This window comes from Paenibacillus stellifer (genome assembly GCF_000758685.1).
In the GTDB taxonomy this organism is placed as follows: Bacteria; Bacillota; Bacilli; order Paenibacillales; family Paenibacillaceae; genus Paenibacillus_AQ; species Paenibacillus_AQ stellifer.
The window spans coordinates 3,917,546-3,934,239 of record NZ_CP009286.1 but is presented as its reverse complement, the minus strand read 5'-3'; the positions used below and the strand labels follow the sequence as shown (position 1 = coordinate 3,934,239).

Here is a 16,694-nt window from a genome sequence, read left to right as displayed (position 1 = left end):
AGGAAACGAATATGCCTGAATGGTTATGGATCGCTTTAGCTGTATTGGACATTCTGATCGTCACGGTCGTTCTTGCCGCAGCCATTTCCAAGACCGTATTTGATCGAAATGCGAATAAGCTGGCTGGAGAGCTATTACACGGAAGTCCTGCCGCAAGCCCCGGAATCGCAAGTCCCGGAATCGCAAGTCCCGGAATCGTTATGGCGGAGGATCTGGATGGCCTGCCCCTTCCCGTCAGGAAATGGCTGGAGGGTGCTCATATTATCGGAACAGAAAAAATCACTTCCGTCCGGCTGAAGCAGACAGGACAAATGCGGACGAAAGAAGGCGGCCCATGGATGAAGGTCCGGGCCGAGCAGTATTTCCGGGCGGATGAGCCGGGGTTTGTCTGGAAAGCTGACGTTCAAATGGCTCCGCTCCTTCACCTCTCCGGACTTGACAGCTATCAGGCAGGACATGGCCGGATGAGCATCAAGCTGTTGTCGCTGCTGCCTGTGGTGGATGCGAAAGGCCCTGAATTGGACTACAGCACAATGGTCAGATATTTGGCAGAGATGCCCTGGTTTCCGGCGGCGGCAATTAGTCCCTATATCCGGTGGGAGCCGATCAATGATCGCTCTGCACTTGCTGCCATCAGCTACAAAGGGATCAGCGCGTCGGGAGTGTTCGCTTTCAATGATCAAGGGGATCTGATCAGTATTCCAGTGCGAGATTACCGATATTGAATATAATAATCCGAACTTGTATTGAAAAATCGATGACTCCGCTCATAAAATCTCCCCCTCACAATATATGTATATAGACATTGAGGGTGGGGGGGAGAATTTTGTCCAATGAGTTCGTTGTCCGCTCGCTAGATGAAGTAAGATTCTGGTCACGCATAATGAAAGAGCATTCGCTGTTTCTCAGGCTTGGTTTCAGGTGTGAGGATACGCAGCTGATTAATGAAGCCAATCATTTCTACAGCGTGTTTGAAGCGATCGAGAGCAAGGCGAACGCTTATGATGCCGGGACGGACCCGCAGACTATCCAGCGCTTCAACATCGAGGTTCATACGGCCGCGTGCCATATTTGGGCGTTTAAAAGAAAAGTGCTCGGGCTGATCCTGCAATGCCGGCTTCCCGGTCAGACGAACTTCCCGCTGCTGGTCGATCATGTGAGCAGAGAAGCCAATTATTTCCGAAACCGTCTTGAACAGCTGAACGCCGGACAATTGGACCCTCTGCCGGATGCGATCATTAATGAGAATGTATTCTTCCTGAGAATTATGGCGGATCATGCGAAATTTATCGGTCATCTTCTGGATCCTTCCGAGCGTAAGCTCGTTGACCAGGCCAAACAGTTCAGCGATGAATTTGACACTCTGCTGTTTCAAGCCCAGGATATCGAATCCATGCGTCCGCAATCTCAAACCGTTCCTCTGCTGGATCAGTTTCTGGATCAGAACAGGGTCTCGGTTAAATCGCTGCGGGACTTCAAGAAGACCGCCCGCGATTTGATTGAAGCATGCCGGATCAAGAGCATTATCCATCCGCTGCTGGCCGACCATGTATTTCGCGAGGCGGAGAGATTCCTGTTCATTATTGATATGTTCGAGAGGACGCTCACCGGCACAACGGCAAAGAATGTGCAAATCCATCATTAAGCGATACTGCCCCAATTTTGAAGCCTGCAAATCAACGTTTGCAGGCTTCTTTCTGCTGTTCTGAGATCGTATACGATGAGATGTGAAGAATCAGCGCATACCTATGACTGGACTTGGAGAGCCGGCATAATGTAATCCCAAGACTCAATAAACGCGAGACCAATCCAAAAGGAGCTGCTGAGTTGAAACCAATTCCTGTGAAAGGATATATTCTTCAAAACGAGGAAAAGGGCGGCGATCATTCGCATCGCGTCTATATCACTACATGGGACGGTCGGCCGGTTGTTCATACCCATCCTTTTTCCGGCGTTACCTCCTATGATGACGGACATGATCACAAGTACGCCGGTGTTACCGAGCCTGCCCCCAGCGGCGTCCCGCATGTTCACCGGTATTTCTCTATAACCTCGATAGATCAGGGACATACGCACGTGATTCAAGGGATAACCGGTCCGGCTATTCCGGTACCCGGCGGGCATATTCATCATTTCGAAGGGGTCACGACAATTGCCGGTAAAAGACCGCATTCGCACGACTATAAAGGGGTAACCGGCAAGGAGTCTTGATCCCTTGCATTTGCTGTTCAGGAAGCCGTTCGCAGTTACATGCATAGGAAGGATTGCCCCGGGAGTTATGCAGATGCAGAGGACTAACGGAGCAATCCTTTTTATGTTGGAAGACTTAATATGTTATATTAAATTTGAAATATATTTTTTGGAGAAAAGGGGATTATACATATTGGTTGCATAATGTTGCTTCTGACAAACCGAAAAGCCGGGTTGATTTCACCATGCTGAAAATATTGAGACTCATTCATAAAATGGCGGGATTGGCCGGAGCCCTGCTTATTGTGTTCATGGCAGTAACGGGTCTGTTGCTCAATCACCGGGAGTGGATCGGGTATAATACCGGGCGGGAAATGGAGCTGCAAAAGCTCATTTTTGCCCTGCATTCCGGAGCGGTCGGTGGTGGAGCCTTCAGATGGCTCACGGACATCGCCGCGATTTGCATGATCGTACTGAGCGTTACCGGAACCTGGATGTGGTTCAGGGGGGCTGCGGCTGCCAGACGAGCGAAAAGGAGAAACCGATTGTGAAAGGCAAACAAGCATTACTCTTCATATCTGCGGGACTATTGGTCTCGGCCCTGGCGGCCTGTGGCAATGGCAATGCCGGAACTGCAGAGCAGGAACATGCCGGGCATACCGCCCAGGCGAGTCACGCAGAGCACGCCAGACATACGATGACGGCGCAGCCGACGCCGGGAGCAGGAAGTACAGCGACTTCCCAGCCTGTGCAGACTGCTGGATCGACAGCCGCGGCGGAGAGCCCGGCGGCACAAGCCATCTGTGAGGAGCTGGACGGGCTGTTCGCGATCGAGAAGGAAGTCAATCAGGGCGATTTTGCAGCTGCTGCTGAGGCCTTTGAAGGATTGCATGAAGGATTTCATGCTATTCTTGCGATCGTGAAGGATAAGCTGGGATCGGCGTATTCGGAAGGCATGCATCCGGATTTCGACGCCCTGGAAGCGGCGATTCACACAAAGGATAAAGCGAAGACGCTGAAGCTGGTTCAGGCGAACCGGGCGGCGCTGAGCAAGGCAGCGGCGGATATGGGGATCGTCCTGAATCCATAATTCCGCAGCCGCTCAGCTTCGCAATCCTGCAACTCGCAGTCCGCAACTCACGAGCAAAATAAGTAAACACGAACGCCCCTTGGAGCTCCAAGGGGCGTTCGCTGTACAGAGGGTTCGCTGTACAGAGGGTTCGCTGTACAGAGGGTACGCTGTACAGAGGGTACGCTGTACAGAGGGTTCGCTGTACAGAGGGTTCGCTGTACAGAGGACTGCCTGGCCCGTGGTCTTCCGGCAATTATGCAGGAATGACAAGGGCTGCTAAGCAGTCGACAAAGAGGGGCCGGTCAAGCTTTCTTCTCAATCTTCGGCCGCCGGGCGATCAGAATGATCAGATCGACAAGCAGCACCGGCAGGGAGAGCCGCGCGGGGTACGCGAGATAGCGCGGCTCCCATTCCGGCGAGAATTTTTCCTTATAACGGCGAAGTCCTTTAAATCCGTACCAGTATCCTCCGTATTCATACACCCGCTTCGCCAGCTTCTCCTCCCGGATGGCAGCCTGCGTCTCCCCGACGCTCGACAGCGGCGCCATCCCCAGATTAAAGACGGCATATCCCTCTTCCTTGGACCATTCCAGCAGCTTGATGAACAGGAAATCCATCGTTCCGTTCGGCGTATCATGCAGATGCCGCATCAGATCGACCGATACGGTCTGCCGTCCGTCATACGCCGGCGCGAGTGAAGCGAAGGCCAGAATTTGGCTCTCTGCCCCGAGAAGCACGGCGATCTCTCCCTGCTGCAGATAGGCCGGGTCGAACCAGCCGAGCGAGAAGCCTTTTTCCCTGCGGCCGTTCAGCCATTCGTCCGAGATCACGCGGAGCCTGTCCAGAAAAGGCCCGTCATATGGGGGCTTCATGACCTGAACCGAATAGCCCTCCCGCTCGAAACGATTCTTTACTGTGCGCAGATTCGTATTGGCTTTGCCCGACAGCGTGAACGAAGGCAGATGCACCAGTGCTTCTTCCCCGAGCTTGAAGAACCGGTATCCGTTCTCGTGATACACCGGCAGATTGGCGGGAGAGACCTGATAGAAGACGACATCCAGATCATAGTTGTCGGCGAATGACTGAATTTCCTGGACAGCCTTGCTGATCAGCCGGGAATCTCCGATTGGATCGCCTAGCACAACCAGCCTGCTGCGAATAAGCGCGTACGGAATCAGTACCCGGCCTCCGCAAGCCCAGAAGAAGCTTTTATCGCCGGAATAGAGCAGATGGGTCAGCAGATTGCCCGGATTCCGCCCCAGAAATTCGCGGAGCTTGTCCCGCTCGGCCAGTGACGCGCCCGGGGTCTTCAGCGGGCTGGGCCGGAGGATCATGGCAAGCGTGAAGGACAGCCAGGTGACGGCCAGCGCCGTCACTGCGGCGATTGTATGCTCATTCCGGTCCAGAATGAGGTGCTTCAGCTGCGCCTGCGGCAGATAATGCAGGAATCTGGGCTGGGTTCCTGCTGCGATCACGTTGTAGAGATAGACCATGACAAGCGTGATCAGCGCCCACGCCGCCGTCACCCGGCGTCCGACCGGAGCCGCCACTCGGTAGAAGCGTGAGCGGGATAGATAGAGCAGCAGGGCCACGATCAGCAGCAGAATGGCTTCTTCGTAGTCGAATGCTTTGGCGAAGGTGAAGAGGGCGCCTGCGCACAACAGAGCCAGCGTCCATTGGTAAGCCCGTCTGATCCGGTGGGAAATCCCCCGGGACAGAACGATCAGCGACAGCCCGATGATCAGGCTGAGCTGATGCGATATTCGCATGATGGGCTCGGACAGCAGCTCTTCGGTGAAGCGGAGCCGGTACAGCAGGCCCGGGGTTGCAGCCGATAACAGCAGCACGGCTCCGCTGATGAAGACCAGCTTCCCGAGTGCCCAGGCTCCAAGCTCGGAGATCCATAGATGCTGCCCCGGAAACGTCCACAGCCTTTGCCAGCCGTTAAAGACTCCTGTCAGCGGCTCCGGAATCGCGCCGGACTCTTTCCGGCGGCCGCTCGCGAATTCCAGAATGCCCATCGCGAGGCCGACAAGCCACGGAAGCAGATAATACAAAATCCGGAACAGCACAAGGACGGCAACACAGTGCTCCGGCGGGTAGCCAAGCGCCTGAAGTCCGTACAAGGCCACCAGGTCGAATCCGCCAATACCGCCGGGAGCCAGACTGATCAGGCCGGCGGTGGCCGCGATCGTGTACAGGCCGAGGCCTGTCCGGACCTGCAGGCCCGGAAGCAGCGCCGAAGCGACGAACCAGAAGGCGATGCCTGCACACAGCCATTCCAGCAGAGAGGCGCCAACGGAAGCCGCGATGGTCGAGGCGTTCATCCGAGGCAGATCACGGTTCAGCCATTTGGCATAGAAGGGACTCCGCTGGAAGATCAAATATCCGGGCAGGTACAGGGCCATGCCCCACAGTGCATAGTACGTCCAGGGGTGAGCCTGAATAACGGAACCGGCGGTGAACAATCCGGTGAGATCTCCCCAGGCCAGCAGGGAAATGCCTGTAATCGTGATAGTGGACTGGAAGGCGATCGACGCCGTAATTGTCGCAACCGAGATGCCCCGGCTGCGGTACAGGAAGGTCCGCATAGCCGCGCCCGCGATCCCGGCGAAGCCGATCACGCTATTGGAGGTGTTGGCGATCCAGGAATAGCGGAAGGTCTCCCAGTATCCCAGAGGCAGCTTGAAATGCCGCCGAAGCACAAATTCATAGCCGCTGACCGTGCCAACGGCAGCGAACGAGACGGCGAGAAGCAGCAGGAACCGGGACGGCTCCAGATGCCGGATCGTATGCAGCGCCGCCGGCCAGTTGATCCGGCGGAACTCGGACTGGCCTTCCCAGATAATAAGCCCGATAATGGCGATTGGTATGAGAATCTGAATGATTTTTAACCGGTATAGAGAAGAGAAGAGTCTGGCTGCCTTCAGCCTGTACGCAGTCTTCTGGATTGCTGGCATTTCGGTTCACTCCTATGTGGAAATCCTAATCCAAGTATACCCTCTTCGAAAGTCCGATAAAATAAAGTCCGGCCGCTGAATTTCATATTTTTCAAGTGAACCTTTAGGGCTCGTGGCCAGTCTTTCGGTTAATACAGGTTTACCATTGATGTCCAAATGTTTCAAGCCATCCTGAATCCGGTGTCGGCTGGACGCCCCATCATTCCATCGTCAAGTTCGAAGGCAAATGGTATCTATTCTACCATGACAGCTCGCTTTCCGGCGGTGTCAATCGATAGACCCTTACCACAATCACGGAAATCCCTGAGATAAATGAGTACTGCTGCCCCTAGTTATACGCCTTCGTTGTGAGCTGCCGGTTAACGGCGGCTTTCTTTTTTTGGCATAAGGGGTGAAGGATTTCATCGTTGTTGTCCGCACTGTGCGATGCCACCGGGACTTTAGTCCGGAACAGTTCTGTAATTGCCGTTGTTTCAACGCTGGGGAAATAGGGTAACTCGACAAAAAAGAGCTGTCATTTTGCGTGCACGGACACACTGTGAATTTTGAGGGGGCAATCCCATGCATCGAGTGAATCTGAACCAAACGTTATTCAACGAAAAAGTATATCAATACGCAACCTTCGGCATTGCGCTGGTCAGCATGAATGGGGACATTCTGGCGGTTAATCCTGCCATGACCCGGATGTTCGGGTATACGGAGGAGGAATTCCGCACCTTTAACTTTGCCGGGCTGTCCCACCCCGAGGACGAGATCCGCAGCATCGACGACATCCACCGGATGCTCGGTGAAGAGGACACGGAGCTTCAATTCGAGAAGCAGTATGTGCAGAAAAGCGGGCGGCTGCTGTGGGTGATGCTGACGATGCGGCTGTTCCGGGACGATGCGGGTGGCCCGCTCTATTATTTGGCGCAGATTATCGATATTTCCAAGCAGAAGGAATCCGAGCAGAAGCTGATCGAATCGGTCGAACGCTATACCTCGCTGAAGAAGTATAATCATGACGCCGTAATTTCCCTCGATCTTGAGGGCAATATCATTAACGGCAACAACATGGCCGAGAAGCTGACCGGCTACAGCATCCGGAAGGAGCTGATGGGGATGAATCTGAGCCGGCTGATCGGCCAGGCCAACGTCGACCGGATACTCGCCGAAGCGCTGTACGACAATACGGTGGAGCAGAATATTGATGCCATTTACACGAAGAGCGGCGACAGAATCGAGGTGCTGACGAGCATCGCGCCGATTTTTGTGAACAATCAGAATATCGGCTTCTATCTGATCTGCAAGGATATTTCGGAGCAGAAGAAGCTGATGATTGCGAAGGAGCTGGCGGAGAGCACGAATCGTTCCAAGAGCGAGTTCCTCGCCATGATGAGCCATGAAATCCGGACGCCCATGAACGGAGTAATCGGGATGACGGATCTGCTGCAGGAGACGACCCTCCTGGACGATGAGCAGAAGTACTATGTCGAGGTCATTCGGAAGAGCGGGGATACGCTGCTGAATATCATCAATGACATTCTGGATCTGTCCAAGATCGAGGCGGGAAAAAGCGAGCTTCAGGATCGCGCCTTCGGGCTGAGAGACTGCATCAAGGATGCGCTTGATGTCGTCTCGGCGCGTGCGGAGGAGAAAGGTCTTGCGCTGTCCTGTGAAGTCGGATTCGATGTGCCTGACGTTATTTGCGCTGATCCGGAAAGGCTGAAGCAGGTGCTGCTCAATCTGGTCGGCAACGCTGTGAAGTTCACGCCAAGCGGCTCCGTCTCCGTCACCGTGAAGCATGTGACCGGCGAAGGGGAGAGCCCGCAGCTTGCCTTTACCGTCAAGGATACCGGGATCGGGATTCCCCCGGACAAGCTGAGCGACATCTTCGAGCCGTTCTCGCAGGTCGATAATTTCATGAACCGGAACCATGAAGGGACGGGGCTCGGGCTCGCCATCAGCAAGAAGGTGGTCCAGCTTATGGGAGGCGATATTTATGCTGAGAGCGGCGGCTTGAAGACGGGTTCCGCCTTCACGTTCACCATCGGCTATAAGCCGGCAGCCATGGAGAATGGAGACGGGCAATCGGAATCCCTGATGCTGCCTCCCAGGAGCATCCGGATTCTCTTGGCGGAGGACAACTTCGTGAACCAGCTTGTGCTGACCAAAATGCTGGAGAAGCTCGGACACACCGTCAGTGTGGTCGACAACGGAAGAGAAGCTGTTCAGGCGGTTCTGAACGAGAAGTTTGATTTGATCTTTATGGATCTTAACATGCCAGGCCTGAACGGGCTTGACGCTTCGAGAATGATCAAAGAGACTTTGGGCGAAGGCAATAGTCCCGTAATTGTCGCGGTAACCGCCAATGCACTCAAGGGTGACCGCGAGAAATGCCTATCCGCCGGGATGGATGACTATATCAGCAAGCCCGTGCGGCGGGAGGCCGTCGCCAGACTGCTCGGCAAATACTTGTTCAAGGAATTGGCGAGTTCATAATAGGGGCCAGTAGGGGGGCGGTTATCTGAACCCGCCCCTCTCACCATGCAAAAAAAGCGGATTCAAAGCATGAGGAAACGCTGATATAATATAGAAGGATTTTACTATTGCACATAAATACATAGGCTTCCAAATTGATGGATAAGGAGTATGAAGCGCATGAGAGCTTATTCAATTCTCGATTTCGTTCCGGTGAAGGAGCGCGCTGTTGCCTTCACGTTCGACGATGGACCGAATCCGGTCCATACCCTTGAGCTGCTCGATATTTTCGCGGAGGTCGGCGGGAAAGCCACCTTCTTCATGATCGGCGAGCAGATTGACGAGAGTCCGGAAACCGCCTTGAAGGTATTCGCCAAAGGCCATGAGTTGGCCAATCATTCCCAGACCCATCCTCATTTGTCAGAGCTGTCCCCGGAAGCTGTCCGGGCCGAGCTGGCCGAGACGGACCGGCGCATCCGCGCCTTGACCGCCAAGCCCGTGCGCTCGTTCCGTCCACCCTACCTGGAGGACAATGAGGAGGTGCTCGCCTTGGCTGCGGAGTTTGGCTACCGGAGCATCGGCGCGGTCAACCGGGGAACCCGGGATTGGGAGATGCCCGGCGTGGACCACATCCTGGAGCAGACCCGGGAGCATGTCGGACCTGGAAGCATCCTTCTGTTCCATGACGGATTCAATGACCGGTCCCAGACGATCGAAGCTGTCCGCACCCTTCTTCGGGAGCTTGCGGAGGACGGCTACCGATTCGTAACGGTCAGCGAGCTGTTGGAGCTTGCGGAGTGAGCGACAGATGTACTGGGGAGTATCCCTTGTATGAAGGCCGGATCTGAGACGGTATTGACGAACTGAACCCGATTAGACAAGAAAGGATAGGCCCGCTTCTGCGGCGGAGCCTATCCTTTCTTCACTTCACTTCATCGTTCACCATGTTCTGAAGTTGGACTGCGGAACCCGGTCCTCATATCCGGCTCCCGGGCCTCGCTGGAGAGACTGCAAATATGCAGCCAGCGCGAAGGAGAGGAGAAGTCCGCCTATGACGCCGACGGCGACCGTCCACACAGCGAAGCCGAACATTCCGCAAATAAGGACCGCAGACACAAGGGGAGGCAGAGCATACAGCCATTTCATGTGAATTGTCCTCCAAATAGAAGAATTTTCCTAATTGTATAATGGGACAGCTGGGATGGCAATATGGCAATGCAGAATTCGAATGCGTCAGGATACATGCAGGGCAGGGCGCATAGCCGCGGTTCCAAAAGATTAAGCCGGCGTTTAGCCGGCTTTCATGTGGTTTTAAGCTTGCACGGGTATATTATTCACATGACCCCCCTAGATGACACTTGGCCCCGGCTGATCTCAGCCGGGGTCCTTTTTTTGGCCTGGCGCTCGCTTGAACATCCAGTGAACATTCCGGCGGAAAGCGGGCTTACCAGAACCAAATAAGGAATCCGCCTATATACTGTATGAAAAAAAGGAGTTAATCCCATGTACGGTTATTTCCCGGTATATTCTTCATATGGTTATGTGGCGGCTCGCGGCTGCCCATGGACGCCGTCAAAGGTTGAGCTGAACCGGACGCTCCGGGCCTTGTGGGCGCAGCATATTTATTGGACCCGGCTCGCGGTCAACAGCATTGTCGGCGGTCTGCCGGATACGCAGGCGACACTTAACCGCCTTCTTCGCAACCCGGAGGATTTTGCGGCTGTGCTGGCGCCCCTCTACGGCGCAGCTAAAGCGGCCGAGTTCGCCAAATTGCTTCGGGAACATCTCACCATTGCCGCCGAACTTGTACAGCTGCTGAAATCCGGCAATACCCAGGCGGCGGCTGACGCCCAGAAGCGGTGGTATGCCAATGCGGATGCCATCGCCGCATTTCTGGCCGGCATCAATCCGTTCTGGTCCCGGCAGGAGTGGCAGAAGATGCTGTATGAGCATTTGAAACTGCTCACCGAGGAAGTGGCCGCCCGGATCGCGGGGAATTACACCGAGAATGTCGCGACCAACGACCGCATTGAGCCGCAGGCGTATGAAATGGCTGACGTGATGACGGAAGGCATTGTACGGCAGTTCCCGTCATTGTTCCAGAGCTGAATCCTCTGGCTAAGCCGATATTCAGGGAACCTTCAACTTGTTCTCATGCTGCTTTAAGCTCGGGGGATTATAGTAAACACATACCCCCTAGATGACACTTGACCTTGCCGGATTCCGGCAGGGTCCTTTTTTGCATTATTCCACGCTCCAAATCCCAAGACCGGCCGCCTGCGCCTTGCGTTCAACGTCACGGAACCGTTCCTCATATCTCACATCAGGCGGAAAAACAGCAACGCGGGCAAGGCCCTTTTCAAGCAGCAGCTCATTGACCATCTCTTCCCCGATGTAAGCATAGGCGAGCAGGCGCCCGTAACGGTCCCGTTCGGATTTATCGAACTCCAGTGTAACCTTCTTGTCCTGCAGAAGCTTTCTCGTGAAGGCCGAAGCCTCCGGTCCGTATGGCTCTTCAGGCGACATTTCAGGCGTATCAATCAGAATGAGACGCACCTTCTCCTTTGAGCCGTCGTCCAGCCTGATAGTAAACGTATCGCCGTCTGTAACCGAGACGACCTTCGCTTTCTGGTTGAGGATGAAGCTAAAAGTATGAGTAGCCAAGACCTCGTCCTCGTAATCTTGAGGCTCTTCTCTTCCGGACCAAACTTCCAGTCCCAGCAGAGCGATGGCGATCAGAACCGCAAGAAGCCGGATTCGCTTCAGTTTCAACATTCGGACGGACACTCCCATAGTAATTGGTTTCCTTGCCATTTTCATTTCCTGATTACCCAGTTTGCGGCGCAGCGCACGGCATATGCTGTGATGAATCACATTTAGAAGGAGGAATTGTTCATGTGTGACAACAACTCGAACAATGTCGCTGGTGCAGGCTACGGAGGCTGGACCTCGACCACGACAATTCTGGTTCTGTTCATTCTTCTGGTGATTGTCTCCCGTACCTTCTTTATCTAGGTTTCGCCGTTTGTACGGTGGAGCCCTGCCGGCATAACGCCGGCAGTTTTTTTGTCTGTCCCGGCTTCTGTCCCGCATTTGTTTACCGTTATGCCCAGTACAGCAGGGCACAGGTAGTCATATGCTGTGGTGTATCAAACATTAAGGAGGGTGTCGATTATGGGTGGATACTGCGGCGGCGAAGAAGTAGGCGGAGCACACATGGGACCGGCTTACTGTCCAGGAACCTCGACCGGGGCAATTCTGGTTCTGTTCATTCTTCTGGTCATTATTACGAAGTCCTTCTGGATCTAATTGTCCATTTTTACCGAATGTTTTCTTCACAACACCCAATCACTGGAGTCTATGACGCATATTCTGTGATATATCCATTATAAAGGAGGAAATGACGATGGGTGAAGCTTGTGGCGTAGGTGCAGGCGGTTACGGGCCTTGGACTTCGACAACTGCTATTCTGGTGCTGTTCATTTTGCTGGTAATCATCACCAAAGCTTTCTGCCTGTAAGGCTTTCTAACCTGATACACACAGCCCCTTCCAAAAAAATTGGAGGGGGCTGCTGCATTATTAGAGGACAGATCAGGGGATGATGAATTCAACCCGGGTTCCATCCGGGTACTCATCGAGCTGATTGCCGATCCAGCTGCCCGCGCCGCGGTTGTCGGCCGGCTTTATGTATTCGATGTCCGCGCCTGCGCCGCCTTCCTTGCACATGGCCATAGGCCATTCGTCGCGGTCATAACGCTTCTTGGTGGGAACGCCTTTGAGCGACTCCTTGCGGTTCTCCTCGGCGCCATCCCGGTCAATTGTACAGACGCTCGGCTCTCCGCTTTCAATTGCCTTCTGGATATGTTCTGCTGTCTCCGGATACTCGTCCGAAGGGAACACCAGCTTCACAACCGCCGTACCCGGCGGCTCCTGCTCCTGAACGACCCAGCCGTTCCGTTCGGCGAGGTAGGCCAGCACGATCAGCAGCAAAATAAGGAGAATCAGATTTCGGTTCAATTTTCGTTTGCGCACTTTCCATCTCCTTCTTGCGGCGGTATCTTTTACATTATAATCGCTCGGGGCAGGCGCAGGGTAGAAAATTCCCGATTTTTTTTGTTGCGCAAACGGGCAATCTTCTCTATGCTTTTATAGCAGGAGGGATCATAGAGATGAGAAAAGCCTTACTCGCCGGCGCGGCTGCAGCGATCATGCTGCTCAGTGCCTGCAGCGGTACAACACAGCCCGAGTTTTCGCAGGAAGATACGAAAGAGAACGTCCAGAATTTCTATAATGAAATCTCGGCCCTTGACGAGAGCTCCAAATCGTCACTGGATGACTTTAATAAAGCGCTGTCCGCTTATTCAGCAGGAACCTTGGCGGCAGATGATCTGGAGAAGGCGATTGAGAAATTTCAGGATACGTCATCCGATCTGGCGGATAAGGCTAAGAAAGTTAAGGTATCGTCCCGTTTTCCAGATGAGATCGAGAAGATGCTGATTGAAGCCAAGGACTCCTTCGAAAAAGCGTACAACATCAAGAAAGAAGCATCCGAAAGTGCGGATTCCCCGAGCGTTACTGCTGAGCAGTTCGACCAGATGAACAAAAATGCCGATATCGTGATGCTGTACGGCATCTCCAAGCTCAATCAGGCCAGGGAAGCGACCGGACTGCTGAGCGATCAGAAAGCCAATTAAACAGACCTTTATCGTAACCTGTCAGGCGCTGCGGCGCATATGCCGCCGGCGTCTTTTTTGACATGTACTTTTTTGACATGTAAAAGAGAGGATTACGCCATGCCATGTATCTGAATCCGCTTCACCCGGCCGAAGCTCACTTTATAGCGCTATTTGCAAATATTAGATTTATCAGTTTCGCGCTTAAAAAGGCCTTAATTCTTCCCGGTAAAACGCCCGTCGCCCAATGACGAAGCAGGCGTTAATACTTATGTCATTTTTTCCTTGTTGATGAAATGGCGGCGATGCGGATATAATACAAACATACGTTCCCATAATATGAAGGAGGCGAATTCCTTTGGGCAAGAAACTCGAGGGAAACGGACTATGGGAGAGCAGCCGAATGATGCTGCCCGAGCATAAAAGACGGATACTGGAGGAACAGAAAGAGACGCTCCGGCGGGAGCGCCCTGTGCTGGACGATCAGAAGCGGGAAGAAATGGAGAGACTGCTGACACTTTCGCTGCGGGAGCATGTGCGGGTCACCCTGGTTCTGTTCGATCCGTTCGAGAATGTGACGCTGAGCGGCTTCGTCACCTCGATCCACGCGCATACCCGGGAAATCAAGCTTCAGTGGTCGGGCGAATGGAAATGGATCAGCCTCGACCACATTGTGGAGGTGCAGCCTGCCTGATCTCAGGTTCTGCCTGTTCAGGCCTGCTGGTCGTTCTTCTCGTAAGCGATGAGGGTAACCGGGCTTCCGGTCAGCCGGGAGATGTCGGCTTCGGCGCTTCGGATAATCTCGATCGCCTCTTCCCGTTCTTCAAGAGGTGCCACCTGATACCGGTCGCTATGGATGTCCATGGATATACCTCCTTTCTTCGGTAGTGTGCTCCGCGACGTGCGGATTCATTCGGATTTTCCTGCATAGAGAAGCAGGGGCCGGGGGAAGCTAACAGCGACTAACCCAAACAGGAGGGACTTACCTTTGAAAAAGCTGATGGCAACTCTTGCTTGCAGTGCTGTTCTGTCGATGAGTCTGGCTGGAGCCGGCTATGCCGAAAGTGCAGCGGGAACTGTTGGCGTGTACACCAATGACGGCGTGACCGGCAATGTGACTCGGGGCTATAACACGACTTACCCAACAGGCACATATACCAATGATGGTACAATGACGAACCGCGCCGGCACGGTAGCTCCGCTGAACACAACCCGTACCGGCACTTACCGCGCTACCAGCACGACAGCGACCACTACCCGCGGCTCGAACTGGGGCTGGCTCGGTCTGCTCGGCTTGTTCGGCCTAGTCGGCATGCGCAGCAGAACTGGTGACAGAACGACTAGCGGCGACCGCCGTTAATTTTCACTCGGCAATACAGTCATGGCCCGTACAGGCGGCAGCGCCAGTGCGGGTCATATCTGTGGTGCGCCCGGCATGGGCGATAACTCGGCGGTGAAAGTCCGCTACGGGCTTGGCAGTAGGAACTGTTAGCTGAAGGCAAGGGTGTCCGCCGCGAGGCGGAATCTGAAGGAAGCTGGAGGCAAACCCTCGGTCTGACGAACAGAAATCACATATAAGGCATGATGGGACGGACGAGCTTGCCACACAAAGCAAAGTCCAATACTGCCCGAATCCCATGATGTAAATGTGGCAGATAGATGAGGGGAAAGTTATCGCTCTTACCCGGGGAGATCTCACAGACGGGGAGTAGGAGAAAAAAAATCCGAAACACGGAGTAAAGCTTGTTGTGAGAGGTCAGCAGACGCCATAGTACGCCTGTTGCGTCAGCGGCAAGCGGAAGGGCTGAACAATCGTAAGTCTCGAGTACAGACTGGAAGGAGAACCGGTGCGATGAAAGCAGAATACCGAAAGGGCTGCCCTCAAAGGGATAGTGTGGAACACGAAGAGTATGCGGGAGTGCGGAGTGCCGGAGCTCGGGAAGGTAAAGAAAGAGACGGTGCAAACGATCTGATGGAACGCATCCTGGACAGAGATAATCTGAACCGGGCGTACAAACAGGTCAAAAGTAATCACGGAGCGCCCGGGATCGATGGGATGACCGTAGAGGCGGCGCTTCCGTGGCTGCGGGAAAACAGAGATGAACTGCTGCAAAGCATCCGGGAAGGGAAATACAAACCAAGCCCGGTGCGGCGCAAGGAAATCCCCAAACCAGATGGAAGCGGAGTGAGAAAGCTCGGCATCCCGACCGTCGTAGATCGGGTGATCCAGCAAGCGATCTCCCAGCAACTGCAACCGTTATTCGAGCCACTTTTCTCGGATGGAAGCTATGGCTACCGCCGGGGTCGAAGTGCGCAACAGGCCATTCGGAAAGTCAAAACGTACGCCGAGCAGGGCTATGGACAAGCGGTTGAAATCGATCTGTCGAAATACTTTGACACGTTGAACCATGAGCTTCTTTTGAACTTGCTGCGCAAACAGATCGAGGATAAACGCGTCATCGACCTGATCAAAAAGTACCTGAAAAGCGGAGTCATGGAAAACGGGGTACGACGCGCAACGGAGGAAGGATCGCCGCAAGGCGGGCCGCTGTCTCCGCTTTTGTCAAATGTCTATCTGAACGAATTCGATCAGGAGATGGAGAGCCGAGGCGTGAGGGTCATCCGCTATGCGGACGACATTGTCGTGCTGGCGAAGAGCAAACGAGCAGCCATGCGACTGCTGGAATCCAGCCGGACGTACTTGGAGCAGAAGCTAAAACTTCAAATGAACCCGCAGAAGAGTAAGGTCGTCAGCGTCGTGGCGCAGAAACACTTTAAATTCCTCGGCTATGCGCTGGGAAAGAACGGGAACGGTGTGTACATTCGCACCCATCCGCAATCTCTCGCTAAAGCAAAGAGGAAACTGAAAGAGCTCACGAATCGAAGACAAGGCAGGAGTGCAAGAGAGGTAATGGAGAACGTAAAAGTCTACATTCGCGGCTGGCTGGGTCACTTCTACGTAGCCGACATGAAGCGAATCCTGCAAAACTGGAATGAATGGCTGCGAAGGCGGATGCGCATGTACATCTGGAAGCAATGGAAGAAGCCAAGAACGAAGGTACAAAATCTGCGAAAGCTGGGGATACCGGAGTGGCAGGCTTACCAATGGGGAAATACAAGGCGGGGCTACTGGCGAATAGCCAGAAGCGCAGTATTGAATCGCTCTGTAACAAACGAAAGGCTCGTACAGGCAGGGTATTATGACTTCCCTGCCCAGTACGAGCGCTTGCGTCAATTGCACTCAAACGGTTGAACCGCCGTATACCGAACGGTACGTACGGTGGTGTGGAAGGTCGGCTACTCAATTAATGGGTAGCCTCCTATCCGATTCTGGGGCT

Annotated in this window: 19 protein-coding genes; 14 read left to right on the top strand and 5 right to left on the bottom strand. The window is 54.0% G+C overall.

The annotated features are described in order from the left end of the window. Positions 1-11 precede the first annotated feature (11 nt). The 5 genes from PSTEL_RS18260 (at position 12) to PSTEL_RS18235 (ending at position 3,280) form a co-directional block, all read left to right on the top strand. Positions 12-725, top strand: coding sequence for a DUF6544 family protein (locus PSTEL_RS18260; protein ID WP_169744604.1), 714 nt, complete (start codon positions 12-14; stop codon positions 723-725). Between the two features lie 101 nt (positions 726-826). After that, positions 827-1,645 (top strand): DUF2935 domain-containing protein, encoded by an 819-nt coding sequence (locus tag PSTEL_RS18255; protein ID WP_038697513.1) that lies wholly within the window; start codon positions 827-829, stop codon positions 1,643-1,645. Between the two features lie 182 nt (positions 1,646-1,827). After that, positions 1,828-2,211, top strand: a complete 384-nt coding sequence (locus tag PSTEL_RS18250) for a YmaF family protein (RefSeq protein WP_038697511.1) — start codon at positions 1,828-1,830, stop codon at positions 2,209-2,211. Positions 2,212-2,435: 224 nt separating this feature from the next. Beyond that, the gene (locus PSTEL_RS18240) at positions 2,436-2,741 is read left to right on the top strand and encodes a PepSY domain-containing protein (RefSeq protein ID WP_156995908.1); all 306 of its coding nucleotides are present in this window, start codon (positions 2,436-2,438) and stop codon (positions 2,739-2,741) included. Next, entirely contained in the window at positions 2,738-3,280 is a 543-nt protein-coding gene (locus PSTEL_RS18235; RefSeq protein WP_038697505.1) for a hypothetical protein, read from the top strand. The genes PSTEL_RS18240 and PSTEL_RS18235 overlap by 4 nt, the downstream gene beginning before the upstream one ends. Positions 3,281-3,564: 284 nt before the next feature. Here PSTEL_RS18235 and mprF read toward each other — a convergent pair whose 3' ends face one another. Beyond that, entirely contained in the window at positions 3,565-6,222 is a 2,658-nt protein-coding gene (gene mprF / locus PSTEL_RS18230; protein ID WP_052098656.1) for a bifunctional lysylphosphatidylglycerol flippase/synthetase MprF, read from the bottom strand. 561 nt (positions 6,223-6,783) lie between these two features. Between mprF and PSTEL_RS18225 the strand changes: the two genes are divergently transcribed. Further along, entirely contained in the window at positions 6,784-8,703 is a 1,920-nt protein-coding gene (locus tag PSTEL_RS18225) for a PAS domain S-box protein (RefSeq protein ID WP_038697503.1), read from the top strand. Between the two features lie 159 nt (positions 8,704-8,862). Further along, positions 8,863-9,483, top strand: coding sequence for a polysaccharide deacetylase family protein (locus PSTEL_RS18220; RefSeq protein WP_038697501.1), 621 nt, complete (start codon positions 8,863-8,865; stop codon positions 9,481-9,483). Positions 9,484-9,621: 138 nt separating this feature from the next. Here the strand turns inward: PSTEL_RS18220 and PSTEL_RS18215 are convergent, their stop codons facing one another. Further along, positions 9,622-9,828: a hypothetical protein gene (locus PSTEL_RS18215; protein ID WP_038697499.1), complete on the bottom strand. Its 207-nt coding sequence runs from the start codon at positions 9,826-9,828 to the stop codon at positions 9,622-9,624. 357 nt (positions 9,829-10,185) lie between these two features. Here PSTEL_RS18215 and PSTEL_RS18210 point away from each other — a divergent pair, with 357 nt between their 5' ends. After that, entirely contained in the window at positions 10,186-10,791 is a 606-nt protein-coding gene (locus PSTEL_RS18210) for an acetylglutamate kinase (protein WP_084065160.1), read from the top strand. A gap of 135 nt (positions 10,792-10,926) precedes the next feature. Here the strand turns inward: PSTEL_RS18210 and PSTEL_RS18205 are convergent, their stop codons facing one another. Then, complete coding sequence (locus tag PSTEL_RS18205; RefSeq protein WP_245624982.1) at positions 10,927-11,457, bottom strand: thermonuclease family protein; 531 nt, start codon at positions 11,455-11,457, stop codon at positions 10,927-10,929. Positions 11,458-11,577: 120 nt separating this feature from the next. On the opposite strand from PSTEL_RS18205, the gene PSTEL_RS28185 reads away from it, so the two are divergent. Beyond that, a complete protein-coding gene (locus PSTEL_RS28185) occupies positions 11,578-11,697 on the top strand; it encodes a YjcZ family sporulation protein (RefSeq protein WP_218917554.1) in 120 nt (39 codons plus the stop codon). A gap of 159 nt (positions 11,698-11,856) precedes the next feature. Beyond that, positions 11,857-11,991, top strand: a complete 135-nt coding sequence (locus PSTEL_RS28180) for a hypothetical protein (RefSeq protein WP_425415236.1) — start codon at positions 11,857-11,859, stop codon at positions 11,989-11,991. 283 nt (positions 11,992-12,274) lie between these two features. Here PSTEL_RS28180 and PSTEL_RS18200 read toward each other — a convergent pair whose 3' ends face one another. Beyond that, on the bottom strand, positions 12,275-12,715 hold the full coding sequence (locus PSTEL_RS18200; protein WP_038697497.1) for a NucA/NucB deoxyribonuclease domain-containing protein: 441 nt from the start codon (positions 12,713-12,715) through the stop codon (positions 12,275-12,277). A gap of 137 nt (positions 12,716-12,852) precedes the next feature. Between PSTEL_RS18200 and PSTEL_RS18195 the strand changes: the two genes are divergently transcribed. Both PSTEL_RS18195 and PSTEL_RS18190 read left to right on the top strand, forming a co-directional pair. Then, positions 12,853-13,377 carry a hypothetical protein gene (locus tag PSTEL_RS18195; RefSeq protein ID WP_038697495.1) on the top strand — a complete coding sequence of 175 codons (525 nt, stop codon included), beginning with the start codon at positions 12,853-12,855 and terminating at the stop codon, positions 13,375-13,377. A gap of 337 nt (positions 13,378-13,714) precedes the next feature. Continuing rightward, entirely contained in the window at positions 13,715-14,050 is a 336-nt protein-coding gene (locus PSTEL_RS18190; RefSeq protein ID WP_038697493.1) for a YolD-like family protein, read from the top strand. Positions 14,051-14,067: 17 nt separating this feature from the next. Here the strand turns inward: PSTEL_RS18190 and PSTEL_RS28020 are convergent, their stop codons facing one another. Beyond that, positions 14,068-14,220, bottom strand: coding sequence for a hypothetical protein (locus tag PSTEL_RS28020; RefSeq protein ID WP_169744603.1), 153 nt, complete (start codon positions 14,218-14,220; stop codon positions 14,068-14,070). 124 nt (positions 14,221-14,344) lie between these two features. On the opposite strand from PSTEL_RS28020, the gene PSTEL_RS28175 reads away from it, so the two are divergent. Next, complete coding sequence (locus tag PSTEL_RS28175; RefSeq protein WP_052098652.1) at positions 14,345-14,716, top strand: WGxxGxxG family protein; 372 nt, start codon at positions 14,345-14,347, stop codon at positions 14,714-14,716. A 492-nt stretch (positions 14,717-15,208) separates the two neighbouring features. Then, on the top strand, positions 15,209-16,609 hold the full coding sequence (gene ltrA, locus PSTEL_RS18180; protein WP_038694523.1) for a group II intron reverse transcriptase/maturase: 1,401 nt from the start codon (positions 15,209-15,211) through the stop codon (positions 16,607-16,609). Positions 16,610-16,694: the final 85 nt, after the last annotated feature.

Excerpts from the sequence above, each read along its gene's own strand:
- PSTEL_RS28180 (WP_425415236.1), top strand. The coding sequence starts at position 11,857 with ATGGGTGGATACTGCGGCGGCGAAGAAGTAGGCGGAGCACACATGGGA.
- PSTEL_RS18225 (WP_038697503.1), top strand. The coding sequence starts at position 6,784 with ATGCATCGAGTGAATCTGAACCAAACGTTATTCAACGAAAAAGTATAT.
- PSTEL_RS28185 (WP_218917554.1), top strand. The coding sequence starts at position 11,578 with ATGTGTGACAACAACTCGAACAATGTCGCTGGTGCAGGCTACGGAGGC.
- PSTEL_RS18210 (WP_084065160.1), top strand. The coding sequence starts at position 10,186 with ATGTACGGTTATTTCCCGGTATATTCTTCATATGGTTATGTGGCGGCT.
- PSTEL_RS18220 (WP_038697501.1), top strand. The coding sequence starts at position 8,863 with ATGAGAGCTTATTCAATTCTCGATTTCGTTCCGGTGAAGGAGCGCGCT.
- PSTEL_RS18215 (WP_038697499.1), bottom strand. The coding sequence starts at position 9,828 with ATGAAATGGCTGTATGCTCTGCCTCCCCTTGTGTCTGCGGTCCTTATT.
- PSTEL_RS18240 (WP_156995908.1), top strand. The coding sequence starts at position 2,436 with ATGCTGAAAATATTGAGACTCATTCATAAAATGGCGGGATTGGCCGGA.
- ltrA (WP_038694523.1), top strand. The coding sequence starts at position 15,209 with ATGAAAGCAGAATACCGAAAGGGCTGCCCTCAAAGGGATAGTGTGGAA.
- PSTEL_RS18205 (WP_245624982.1), bottom strand. The coding sequence starts at position 11,457 with ATGTTGAAACTGAAGCGAATCCGGCTTCTTGCGGTTCTGATCGCCATC.
- mprF (WP_052098656.1), bottom strand. The coding sequence starts at position 6,222 with ATGCCAGCAATCCAGAAGACTGCGTACAGGCTGAAGGCAGCCAGACTC.
- PSTEL_RS18195 (WP_038697495.1), top strand. The coding sequence starts at position 12,853 with ATGAGAAAAGCCTTACTCGCCGGCGCGGCTGCAGCGATCATGCTGCTC.
- PSTEL_RS28020 (WP_169744603.1), bottom strand. The coding sequence starts at position 14,220 with ATGGACATCCATAGCGACCGGTATCAGGTGGCACCTCTTGAAGAACGG.
- PSTEL_RS18260 (WP_169744604.1), top strand. The coding sequence starts at position 12 with ATGCCTGAATGGTTATGGATCGCTTTAGCTGTATTGGACATTCTGATC.